This is a genomic window from Streptomyces tyrfis (genome assembly GCF_037034285.1).
In the GTDB taxonomy this organism is placed as follows: Bacteria; Actinomycetota; Actinomycetes; order Streptomycetales; family Streptomycetaceae; genus Streptomyces.
The window spans coordinates 1-11,316 of sequence record NZ_JBAGJZ010000034.1 but is presented as its reverse complement, the minus strand read 5'-3'; the positions used below and the strand labels follow the sequence as shown (position 1 = coordinate 11,316).

General features: G+C 73.6%; 9 protein-coding genes. 7 read left to right on the top strand and 2 right to left on the bottom strand.

Annotation, left to right across the window (positions count from 1 at the left end):
• Positions 1-106: 106 nt before the first annotated feature.
• Positions 107-979 (bottom strand): DUF3109 family protein, encoded by an 873-nt coding sequence (locus tag WA762_RS24075; RefSeq protein WP_335938267.1) that lies wholly within the window; start codon positions 977-979, stop codon positions 107-109.
• A gap of 40 nt (positions 980-1,019) precedes the next feature.
• On the opposite strand from WA762_RS24075, the gene WA762_RS24070 reads away from it, so the two are divergent.
• The 3 genes from WA762_RS24070 to ilvD all read left to right on the top strand — a co-directional run bounded on the left by WA762_RS24070 (position 1,020) and on the right by ilvD (position 5,040).
• Positions 1,020-1,979, top strand: a complete 960-nt coding sequence (locus tag WA762_RS24070) for a Ppx/GppA family phosphatase (protein WP_335938265.1) — start codon at positions 1,020-1,022, stop codon at positions 1,977-1,979.
• A gap of 181 nt (positions 1,980-2,160) precedes the next feature.
• On the top strand, positions 2,161-2,991 hold the full coding sequence (locus WA762_RS24065; RefSeq protein WP_335938263.1) for a sugar phosphate isomerase/epimerase family protein: 831 nt from the start codon (positions 2,161-2,163) through the stop codon (positions 2,989-2,991).
• Between the two features lie 198 nt (positions 2,992-3,189).
• Entirely contained in the window at positions 3,190-5,040 is a 1,851-nt protein-coding gene (gene ilvD, locus WA762_RS24060; RefSeq protein WP_335938365.1) for a dihydroxy-acid dehydratase, read from the top strand.
• A 97-nt stretch (positions 5,041-5,137) separates the two neighbouring features.
• Here ilvD and WA762_RS24055 read toward each other — a convergent pair whose 3' ends face one another.
• Positions 5,138-7,564 carry a protein kinase domain-containing protein gene (locus WA762_RS24055; RefSeq protein WP_335938363.1) on the bottom strand — a complete coding sequence of 809 codons (2,427 nt, stop codon included), beginning with the start codon at positions 7,562-7,564 and terminating at the stop codon, positions 5,138-5,140.
• Between the two features lie 123 nt (positions 7,565-7,687).
• On the opposite strand from WA762_RS24055, the gene WA762_RS24050 reads away from it, so the two are divergent.
• The 4 genes from WA762_RS24050 to proC all read left to right on the top strand — a co-directional run bounded on the left by WA762_RS24050 (position 7,688) and on the right by proC (position 10,887).
• On the top strand, positions 7,688-8,080 hold the full coding sequence (locus WA762_RS24050) for an SH3 domain-containing protein (RefSeq protein ID WP_443080659.1): 393 nt from the start codon (positions 7,688-7,690) through the stop codon (positions 8,078-8,080).
• A 107-nt stretch (positions 8,081-8,187) separates the two neighbouring features.
• Entirely contained in the window at positions 8,188-8,751 is a 564-nt protein-coding gene (locus tag WA762_RS24045; RefSeq protein WP_335938262.1) for a hypothetical protein, read from the top strand.
• A gap of 308 nt (positions 8,752-9,059) precedes the next feature.
• Positions 9,060-9,896, top strand: coding sequence for a class I SAM-dependent methyltransferase (locus WA762_RS24040; protein ID WP_335938261.1), 837 nt, complete (start codon positions 9,060-9,062; stop codon positions 9,894-9,896).
• 181 nt (positions 9,897-10,077) lie between these two features.
• The gene (gene proC / locus WA762_RS24035; protein WP_335938259.1) at positions 10,078-10,887 is read left to right on the top strand and encodes a pyrroline-5-carboxylate reductase; all 810 of its coding nucleotides are present in this window, start codon (positions 10,078-10,080) and stop codon (positions 10,885-10,887) included.
• The last annotated feature ends 429 nt before the right edge of the window (positions 10,888-11,316 follow it).

Below are 11,316 nucleotides of genomic sequence, written 5' to 3'. Positions count from 1 at the left end.
GCCTTCGGCCAGGCCGACCCGGCCAGGCCGGATCGGCGTCTTCGGCCGGACGCGGCTCGGTCGGACGCGGCTCGGCCCCGTCGGAGCGGGGCCGGGGCCGGCGCCGTCAGGCCGGGTCGGCGGGGTGCGGGGCCATCGGCAGCAGCGAGGCCAGCCGCTGCTCGCACAGCTCCACCAGCCGCTCGTACCCCTCCCGGCCCATCAGCTCGGTGAGCTCCGGGCGGTACGACACGTACACCGGCTCCCCGGCGCCGTGCGCCGACGTCGCCGAGGTGCACCACCAGTGCAGGTCATGCCCGCCCGGCCCCCAGCCCCGGCGGTCGTACTCGCCGATCGACACCTGGAGCACACGCGTGTCGTCGGGCCGGTCGATCCACTCGTACGTACGCCGGATCGGCAGCTGCCAGCACACGTCCGGCTTGGTCTCCAGCGGCTCCCGGCCCTCCCGCAGCGCCAGGATGTGCAGCGCGCAGCCCGCGCCGGCGGCGAACCCCGGGCGGTTCTGGAAGACGCACGAGCCCTTCCAGCGCCGCGTCTGGCGCTCCCCGTCCTCGTCGACCTCGACCCAGCCCGACTCCGTGCCGACGTCGTGGAACTGCCACAGCTCCGGCGTCAGCCGCTCCACATGGCCGGCCACCCGCTCCTCGTCCTCCTCGTCCGAGAAGTGCGCGCCCAGCGTGCAGCACCCGTCGGCCGCGCGCCCCGCCTGGATGCCCTGGCAGCCGCTGCCGAAGACGCATGTCCACCGGGAGGTCAGCCAGGTCAGGTCGCAGCGGAAGACCTGCTCGTCGTCGGCGGGATCGGGGAACTCGACCCAGGCACGCGCGAAGTCGAGGCCGACCTCGTCCTCGGACCGGTCCGGTCCGGTCACTTCCTGCTGTCGCATCTCCTGCTTCGTTTCCTGCCGCTTCGTGTCCTGCTTCTTCGCATTCTTGGTCTTTGCGCTTTTGCCCGGCTTCGTCTTTTTCGTCTTTGGCACGGGCCAAGCGTAAGTCCGCGCTGCCGGTAGCGTTCCGGGTATGAGACTCGGAGTCCTCGACGTGGGTTCGAACACAGTGCACCTGCTGGTGGTGGACGCGCACCCCGGCGCCCGCCCGCTGCCGGCGCACTCGCACAAGGCGGAGCTGCGCCTGGCCGAACTCCTCGACGACGACGGAGCGATCGGCCCCCATGGCGTGGACCGGCTGGTCGCCACGATCACCGAGGCGCTCCAGGCCGCCGAGGACAAGGGGTGCGAGGACGTCCTGCCGTTCGCCACCTCCGCGGTGCGGGAGGCGAGCAACGCGGACCAGGTGCTGGCCCGGGTGCGGGAGGAGACGGGCGTCGACCTCGCCGTGCTGAGCGGGGTGGAGGAGGCGCGGCTCACCTTCCTCGCCGTGCGCCGCTGGTTCGGCTGGTCGGCGGGGCGGCTGCTGGTCCTGGACATCGGCGGTGGTTCGCTGGAGGTCGCGTACGGCCTCGACGAGGAACCGGACGCGGCGGTCTCGCTGCCGCTCGGCGCGGGCCGGCTGACCGCCGGATGGCTGCCGGGCGATCCGCCGGACCCGGCGGACGTGAAGTCGCTGCGCCGCCACGTACGTGCCGGCATCGCCCGGAACGTCGGGGAGTTCACCCGCCTTGGGCGTCCGAATCATGTCGTGGCCACGTCCAAGACGTTCAAGCAGCTCGCCCGGATCGCGGGCGCCGCGCGCTCCACCGACGGCCTGTACGTCCAGCGCGGACTCACCCGCAAGGCGCTGGAGGAGTGGGTGCCGAGGCTCGCGGAGATGACCGTCGAGGAGCGCCTCGCGCTGCCCGGCGTCTCGGAGGGCCGGGCCCGGCAGCTGCTGGCCGGGGCGCTGGTCGCGGAGGGCGCCATGGACCTCTTCGGGATCGACGAGCTGGAGATCTGCCCGTGGGCGCTGCGCGAGGGCGTCATCCTGCGCCGCCTGGACCATCTGCCGGCGGAGCGGGCCGCGCTGAGCCGCTCCGGCGGCTGAGAGCGGGCCGGGCCGGCGGCTGGGAGAGAAGCGCGCCGCTCCGGCGGCCGAGAGCCGGCCGCGCCGACCGGGTGATGCGCCCCGCCCCGCCCCGACGCCCCTCGACCGACCCCGTGATGTCCCTCGTCACTTTCCGCCCGGGGCCCTCGGCGGGGCGTGCCCGTGCCCGTACGCTGGCCCAGTGGCAGAACCAGTGGTGCGCGTCCCGGATGCGAAGGTCGCCCTGTCCACGGCCTCCGTCTACCCGGAGTCGACGTCGACGGCCTTCGAGATCGCCGCGCGTCTCGGTTACGACGGTGTCGAGGTCATGGTGTGGACCGATCCCGTCAGCCAAGACATCGAGGCGCTGCGCAGGCTCTCGGACCACCACCGGGTGCCGATCCTGGCCGTCCACGCGCCCTGTCTGCTGATCACCCAGCGGGTCTGGTCCACCGATCCGTGGGTGAAGCTCCGCCGGGCCCGCGCCGCCGCGGAGAAGCTCGGGGCGACGACCGTCGTCGTGCACCCCCCGTTCCGCTGGCAGCGCAGCTATGTGCGGGACTTCGTCAGGGGGATCTGGCGGATGGCGGACGAGACGGACGTCCGGTTCGCCGTCGAGAACATGTACCCCTGGCGGTACCGGGACCGCGAGATGCTCGCGTACGCCCCCGACTGGGACGTCACCAACGACGACTACCGCCACTTCACCGTGGACCTCTCGCACACGGCGACGGCCCGCACCGACGGCCTTGCCATGGTCGAGCGGATGGGCGACCGGCTCGCCCACGTCCACCTCGCCGACGGCAAGGGCTCCAACAAGGACGAGCACCTGGTGCCCGGCCGCGGCGACCAGCCCTGCGCCGAACTCCTGGAGCGGCTGGCCCGCACCGGCTTCGACGGGCACGTCGTCATCGAGGTCAACACCCGGCGGGCCATGTCCGCCGCCGAACGCGAGGCCGACCTGGCGGAGGCGCTCGCCTTCACCCGCCTCCATCTGGCCTCGTCCTCCACCGAGGTGCCGCGCTGCCCGTGAGCCGGCTGCCCGTGAGCCGGCTGTCCGTAGCCCGCTGCCCGCACCTCGCGTACCGCACCCCCCGCCCGCCCCAGCGACGCCCCGGACCCCGGCTCGCCCACCGAGCAACCCGTCCCGCATACCGGACACAGTGTCCAGATCTTGGAGCCGGAGGCGTAGGCTGGGAACAGTCTGCACATGTCGAAGGAGCGAGAGACGATGCCCCAGCTGAGGTCCCGCACTGTCACCCATGGCCGCAACATGGCGGGCGCCCGCGCCCTTATGCGAGCCTCGGGCGTAGCGAGCGAGGACATCGGCAAGCCGATCATCGCGGTCGCCAACTCCTTCACCGAGTTCGTCCCCGGCCACACCCACCTGGCCCCGGTCGGCCGGATCGTCTCCGAGGCCATCAAGGCCGCGGGCGCCGTGCCGCGCGAGTTCAACACGATCGCCGTCGACGACGGCATCGCGATGGGCCACGGCGGAATGCTGTACAGCCTCCCGTCCCGCGACCTGATCGCGGACTCCGTCGAGTACATGGTCGAGGCGCACTGCGCGGACGCGCTGATCTGCATCTCCAACTGCGACAAGATCACGCCCGGCATGCTGATGGCCGCCATGCGCCTCAACATCCCGACGGTCTTCGTCTCCGGCGGCCCGATGGAGGCCGGCAAGGCCACCCTGGTCGACGGCACGGTCCGCAAGCTCGACCTGGTCAACGCGATCAGCGACGCCGTCAACGAGAACATCTCGGACGAGGACATCCTCCGCATCGAGGAGAACGCCTGCCCCACCTGCGGCAGCTGTTCCGGCATGTTCACCGCCAACTCGATGAACTGCCTGACCGAGGCGCTCGGCCTGTCCCTGCCCGGCAACGGTACCGTCCTCGCCACGCACACCGCCCGCAGGGCGCTGTACGAGGAGGCCGGCCGCACGGTCGTCGAGATCACCAGGCGCCACTACGAGCAGGACGACGCGACGGTCCTGCCCCGCGCCATCGGCACCCGTGCCGCGTTCGAGAACGCCATGGCGCTCGACATCGCCATGGGCGGCTCCACCAACACGATCCTCCACCTGCTCGCCGCCGCCCAGGAGGCCGAGCTGGACTACGACCTGACCGACATCGACGCCATCTCGCGCCGTGTCCCCTGCCTGTCGAAGGTCGCGCCCAACGTCGCCCCCGGCGGCACGTACTACATGGAGGACGTGCACCGGGCCGGCGGCATCCCCGCCATCCTCGGCGAGCTGCACCGGGGCGGTCTGCTCAACGAGGACGTGCACGCGGTGCACTCCGACTCCCTCGCCCAGTGGCTGAAGGACTGGGACGTCCGCGGCGGCTCCCCGTCCCCCGAGGCCGTCGAGCTGTGGCACGCGGCCCCCGGCTGCGTCCGCTCCGCGACCGCCTTCTCGCAGTCCGAGCGCTGGGAGTCCCTCGACCTGGACGCGGCCGGCGGCTGCATCCGCGACCTGGCGCACGCGTACTCCGAGGACGGCGGCCTCGCGGTCCTCAAGGGGAACCTCGCCGAGGACGGCTGCGTCGTGAAGACGGCGGGCGTCGACGAGTCGATCTGGACCTTCGAGGGCCCGGCGGTCGTCTGCGAGTCACAGGAGGAGGCCGTCGACAAGATCCTCCGCAAGGAGGTCAAGGAGGGCGACGTCGTCGTCATCCGCTACGAGGGCCCGCGCGGCGGCCCCGGCATGCAGGAGATGCTCTACCCCACCTCCTTCCTCAAGGGCCGCGGCCTCGGCAAGAGCTGCGCCCTGGTGACCGACGGCCGGTTCTCCGGCGGCACGTCGGGTCTGTCCATCGGGCACGCGTCGCCGGAGGCCGCGTCCGGCGGCACGATCGCGCTCGTCGAGGACGGCGACCGGATCCGGATCGACATCCCGGGCCGCTCGATCGAGCTCCTCGTCCCCGAGGCCGAGCTGGCCGCCCGCCGCGAGGCGCTGAACGGCGTGTACGCGCCGAGGAACCGGGACCGCAAGGTCAGCGCGGCGCTGCGTGCCTACGCGGCGATGGCGACCAGCGCGGACCGGGGCGCGGTGCGGGACGTCTCCAAGCTCGGCTGAGCCGGTCCGGCCCCCGGCCGCCCGCCTCACGATCCGCCTCGCGATCCGCCCGCCTCACGATCCGCTCAGGACCGTCCGGCGCGGAACCCGCCCGCTCTCACCAGCGGGCGGGGTCCTCGCCGTCGACGGCGAACACGGACCCGTCCGGCGCGGTGCCGAACACGGCCCGGCCGATGGCGACGGGCGCCGGAAGCTCCGACGCGTAGGCGAGCTTGCCGTCCCGCAGCCGGGGAGGCGTCTGCCCCAGCAGCCTCCCGTGCTCGGTGTCCACGGCGAGCAGCCGCCCGTCGGCCGCCGAGAAGTACAGCCGGTCCGGCCGGTCCCCGTCGGAGAGCACGGGGGCCGACGTCCGTCCCGCGGCGGTCTCCAGCTGCCAGCGGATCGTTCCGCCGCCGTCCGGGCGCAGGCCGACCGCGACCAGGGTTCCGCCCCGGGCCAGCAGATAGGCGGTGTCCCCGCCCACCACGGCCTCCGGCTCGTTCATCCGGAACGGCAGCTCCACACGTGCGACGCTCCGGTCCTCAGGGTCGTACCGGACCAGGCCCACGGTCTGGGCGTCCCCGTTCATGGACGTCAGCACGAGCGCGCCGTCCGAGACCCCCACCGGCGTGAGCATGCCGTCCAGCCGCCGCTGCCACGCCACCCGCCCCGTCCCCGCGTCGACGGCCGTGACGAGGGTGGTCGACCCGTAGGCCGAGTGCTCGAACGCGTAGGCCAGCCCCGGCCCGGCGTCGTACAGCGCGTAGTCGGGGCGGCGATGGCCCGGCAGCGGATGCCGCCAGCGGGACACGCCGGTCGCGGAGTCGAGCGCCTCGGTCGTGCCGTCCTCCGCGGTCAGCAGCAGCGTGCCGCCCGCGACGAAGGGGACGCCGAGGTACGGGGAGAGGTCCGCCTCCCAGACCCGCTCGCCCTTCGCGGGGTCGTAGGCACGCACCTTCCCGCCCGGCGCCGCCGTCTGCACCAGCCCGCCGGAGAGCGTCACCACGGAGCCCTCCGGGGCGCTCCCGGTTCCGGCGGAACGGCGCGACCACAGCACCCGGCCGTCCTCGGGGGCCAGCCGGGCGGCGGCGATCCCGCCGGCGGCGCAGTAGAGCGCGGCGGACGCGCCGGGGTCGTCCTCGCCGCCGCCCCCGTCCTCAGCCGTGCTCCCGTCTCCCGACGCGTTCCCGTCTCCCGACGCGTTCCCGTCTCCCGACGCGTTCCCGTCGGCGCTCCCCCGTACCTGCTCCGGCGCGTGGCAGACCGGCGTGGTGGCGGGCCCGGCGGCCGGGAGCGAGGTACGCCACGGCGCGGACAGGGCCACCGCCGGCTCCTTGCGCCCGCCCCCTCCGCCCGGCCCGCCCGAACCGCTCGCGCCGCCCGTCGCGGCGACCGCCCACACCCCGGCGGCCCCCACGACGGCCAGCGCGGCGGCGGCGATCAGCCACCGTCGCGGGCCGCCCCGGAACCCGGCCGGCCCGCGCCCCCGCGCGGCCGTCCGCGTCCCCACATGCGTGTCGGCCTCCGAGCCGGCCCCGGACTCCCCGGCCGCCGGACGCACCGCCTCCGGTTCCGCGGGGCGCGGACCCGGCGACGCGTGCTCCGACGCCGGGTCCGCCACCGGCCCCGCGGTCGGATGCGACGGCCCGGACGCCCCCTCCGGCCCGGCGGCCGTACCGGCGGAACGCCGCTGTGCCGGTACGAACGCGGCGGCGTCGTACGACGGAGGCCGCAGCTCCGCCATGACCTCGTCCGGGGTGGGCCGCCGCGCGGGGTCCTTCGTCAGACAGCGGGCGACCAGCGGGACCAAGTCCTCGGGCACCCCCGTCAGATCGGCCTCGTCGTGCACCACCTGGTACGCCACGATGTACGGGCTGTCCGAGTCGAAGGGCCCCCGGCCGGTCGCCGCGTGGACGAGCACCGCCCCCAGGGCGAACACGTCGGCGGCGGGCCCGACCTCGCGCGGCCGCTGGAACTGCTCGGGCGCCATGTACGGCGGCGAGCCGATCAGCTTGCCCGTCTCGGTGCGCAGATCGCTGTCGTAGGGGCGGGAGATCCCGAAGTCGATGACCTTGGGACCGGAGTCGGAGAGCAGCACGTTGCTCGGCTTGAGGTCGCGGTGGACCACCCCGGCCCGGTGGATGTCGCGCAGCGCCTCGGCCAGTCCGGCCGTCAGCCTGCGCAGCGCCGCGGGAGCCATCGGCCCGTTCCGCTTCACCTGGTCGGAGAGCGTCGGGCCGGGCACGTACAGCGTGGCCATCCACGGCCGCCCGGCGTCCGGATCGGCGTCGACGACCGGCGCGGTGAAGGCCCCGCTGACCCGCCTCGCCGCCCCGACCTCCTGCCGGAAACGCGCCCTGAACTCGGGGTTCGAGGAGTAGTGCCGATGCACCACCTTGACCGCGAGCTGGAGCCCCGAGGGGGAGCGGGCCAGATGGACGACGCCCATGCCGCCCGCGCCGAGACGTGCTTCAAGGCGGTACTGACCGGCGTACTCCGGATGCTCCGCTTCCGGATCGGCGTCGGCACCTCGCAGCGGCGGCATCGCCCACCCCCGTGTGTTCGTCCGCAAGCGCGACGCACGGAGCCTAGTCGATGATGCGTGCGATACGAGCGGGGCTTATACGCTGCGCGTCGTACACATCGACTCTCGACGGGGGAGGGCCGCATGGCCATGGAAGAGCACACCGCGACGACCACGGAGACGACCGCGAACGCGGGCGCGGACACGACCGGGATCGTGAACGCCGACGCGGACACGGCCGCGCCCGCGGACGCCGCCGACGGCGTGGCCGCGCTCGCGGCCGACGACGTCGCCCGGTACCCCATCGCCCCGGGCTACCGCGTCAACGTCCGCAGGGGACCGGGCACCCAGTACGGCATCGTCCGGACCCTGCCGTACGGCATGAAGGTCCCGGTCTACTGCCAGAAGGCGGGGGAGCGGGTCACCGGCCCCTACGGCACCTCGAACATCTGGGACAACATCGCCAACGGCCAGTTCGTGTCGGACGCCTACGTCCACACGGGCAGCGACGGCTACATCGCCCCGCGCTGCGACTGACCGGTCCCGCGCACGCGGTCACGGCTCGGCGGACCCGCCGCCGGCCCGTGACCGGGGCGGTCCGACGCACCGGCCGCCACCGGAACGGCCCGGGGATAATCGACCTCGTGAGCGACAACAGCGAAGCCTCCGGCGCCGACGCCACGCCCGGCGGCGCCAAGCCCGGTTCCACCGCGCCCGGCCCGCGGCCCGAGCCCCTGCCCTTCTTCGGCACGACCTGGGTCGACCACGACGGGGGCTACGGGCTGCGGCGGGCCGGGGCGGCGGTCGGCTCGCTCGCCGCCACGGTCGCCGCGTGCTTCGTGCTCCGCTTCGCCTATCAGGGCCTGGAGATCGCCGACGTCGGCAACGCCGTCGGCATCCTGGTGGTGGTGATGTTCGCGATCTGCAGCGCCGTCGCCTTCCGCAAGACCTGGGAGGGATTCAGCCGGCGGCCCGCCGACCCGGCGCGCGAGGCCAGCCTGCGCGGCCTGAAGGCGATCGGCTTCATCGGCTCACTGATCGCCTACTTCCTCCGCACGTTCCTGGAGGCCCCGGGCGAGCGCCTGCGCCGCACCGAGTACGAGACGGCCCTGGCCGCTTACGAGAAGCGCCGCTCCGCCCGCACCGGGAACCCGGCCGCCCGCCGGACCGCCGCCCCCAAGGGCAAGCGCCCGAAGCGCCGCCGGTAGCCCGCACCGCGCCCGAACGCCCCGTCCCGACGGGAGCCGTCGCCCGCGAGCGAACCGGCCGACGGTCGAACCCGCCGACGGCCGAACCGGCCGACGGTGGAACCCGCCGACGGTCGAACCGGCCGACGGTGGAACCCGCCGACGGTCGAACCGGCCGAACGGTGGAACCCGCCGACGGTCGAACCGGCCGAACGGTGGAACCCGCCGACGGTCGAACCCGCCGACGGCCGAACCCGCTCCCGCGTCCGCTCTCCCCGGCTCGCGTGATCACCGGGCGAGGGACGCCCGAATGGGCCACGATTCTCCCCATGGCCCCCTCCGACGCAGCCCCCGCTTCCTCCGCTTCTCCCGCTTCTCCCGCTTCCCCCGCCGACGACTCGTCCCGCGCGCTCTCCTTCGACCGCGCCGCCGCCCGGTACGCCGAGGCCCGCCCCGGATATCCGCCCGCCCTCTTCGACGCCGTCGAGGAACTGGCCGGCCGTCCCCTGCGCGGCGCCCGCACCGTCGACGTGGGCGCGGGCACCGGGATCGCCACCCGGCTGCTCCTCGACCGGGGCGCCCGGGTCCTCGCCGTCGAACCGGGGCCCGGCATGGCGGGCCAGCTGCACCGGACGCTCCCGCACATCCCGGTCGTGCGCGGCGACGGCAACCGTCTGCCCCTCGCCACGGCCTCCGCCGACCTGATCACCTACGCCCAGTCCTGGCACTGGACGGACCCGAGCCTGGCCGGCCCCGAGGCGCTGCGCGTCCTTCGCCCCGGCGGCGCGCTCGCCCTCTGGTGGAACACCTCCGACCACTCCGTCCCGTGGATCGCCGAGCAGGACGTCCGCCTCCGCCGCTTCTTCGGCGTCGACCGGAGCGCCCACGGTTCCCCGGACCGTTCCCCGGGCCTGCCGCCCGAGTTCGACCGCGCGCACCGCACGGTGCCCTGGGCACGGAGGGTCTCCCTCGACGCGCACCTCGCCAACCTCGGCACCCACTCCGCCTTCCTGGTCCTCGGCGACGACGCCGCGCGGCGCTTCCTGGACGAGGAACGCGACCGGCTCGCGGAACTCTTCCCGGACGGCACGGTCGTGGAGAGCTATGTGGTCGAGCTCATCGTGGCCCTCCGCCCGGAACGGCCCGCGCCTCCGGTGCGAGGATGACGTCAGGGACGACGCGCACACCACGCATCCCACGCACGCCGCGGAACACGGACCCCGCGGCCGTCACGCACACACGAACGCCACGGCCGCCGGAGCCGCCACCGCCGCCCGGGGCCGCCACGGACGACGAGAACCGACCGACACCAAGAACACCGCGAGCACAGCCCGGAGGGTGAACCACATGACCCAGACAGTTGCCGTCCTCGGCACCGGCAAGATCGGGGAGGCCCTCCTCAGCGGCATGATCCGGGCGGGCTGGCGTCCGGCGAACCTACTGGTCACCACCCGTCGCTCCGAACGCGCCCAGGAGCTGCGCGACCGCTACGGCGTCGAATCCGTCGGCAACGCCGAGGCGGCCAAGCACGCCGACATCCTCATCCTCGCGGTGAAGCCCCAGGACATGGGCCGGCTCCTCGACGAGCTCGCCCCGCACGTCACCTCCGACCGACTGGTCATCAGCGCCGCCGCCGGCATCACCACCGCGTCCATCGAGGAGCGTCTCGCCCCGGACACTCCCGTCGTACGGGTCATGCCGAACACCCCCGTTCTCGTCGACGAGGGCATGTCCGTCATCTCCGCCGGCAGCCACGCCACCACCGAGCACCTCGCGGCCGCCGAAGCGATCTTCGGAGGCGTCGGCAAGACCCTGCGCGTCCCGGAGTCCCAGCAGGACGCGGCGACCGCCCTGTCCGGCTCGGGCCCGGCGTACTTCTACTTCCTCGTCGAGGCGATGACCGACGCGGGCATCCTGCTCGGTCTGCCCCGGGCCCAGGCACACGAGCTGATCGTCCAGGCCGCCATCGGCGCCGCCGTGATGCTCCGCGACAGCGGCGAGCATCCGGTGAAGCTCCGCGAGGCCGTCACCAGCCCCGCCGGCACCACCATCAGCGCCATCCGCGAACTGGAGAACCACGGCGTACGCGCCGCGCTCATCGCCGCCCTCGAAGCCGCCCGCGATCGCAGCCGCGAACTCGCCTCCGGCAACGGCTGACCCGCCACCGGGCCCACCACCGTGCGAGGACACGGCGGTGGGCCCGAGCCGTTCCCCGCCCGGGCCCGACACCCCTCCCGTGCCTTGACCGGCCGGAGGTTGACATGACGTACCCGTGTCCGTAAGGTTCTCCGAGTTGTCCGACGTGAGCGCCGACCCTGTCGGTCCCCGGACAGCCATTCCGCAGTAACCACATTCGGCCGACGACGCATGTCGTCATGCCTCTTGTGTGTATTTGCGAAATGAGGAATCCGCGTTCGAAGGAACGCGACCCCGATTAGCGTCGAGGCCCGTGATTCCGCTAAAGTCTCACTCGTCGGAACGACCCAGCGGCCGGGAAGACAAATCCCGCTGACTGGGAATCAGGCCCGAAAGGATCTGATAGAGTCGGAACCGCCGGAAAGGGAAAAGCGCGGAAGCGCCGGACTT

Coding starts and splice junctions, on each gene's coding strand:
- WA762_RS24070 (WP_335938265.1), top strand. CDS start 1,020: ATGAGACTCGGAGTCCTCGACGTGGGTTCGAACACAGTGCACCTGCTG.
- ilvD (WP_335938365.1), top strand. CDS start 3,190: ATGCCCCAGCTGAGGTCCCGCACTGTCACCCATGGCCGCAACATGGCG.
- WA762_RS24055 (WP_335938363.1), bottom strand. CDS start 7,564: ATGCCGCCGCTGCGAGGTGCCGACGCCGATCCGGAAGCGGAGCATCCG.
- WA762_RS24050 (WP_443080659.1), top strand. CDS start 7,688: ATGGCCATGGAAGAGCACACCGCGACGACCACGGAGACGACCGCGAAC.
- WA762_RS24040 (WP_335938261.1), top strand. CDS start 9,060: ATGGCCCCCTCCGACGCAGCCCCCGCTTCCTCCGCTTCTCCCGCTTCT.
- proC (WP_335938259.1), top strand. CDS start 10,078: ATGACCCAGACAGTTGCCGTCCTCGGCACCGGCAAGATCGGGGAGGCC.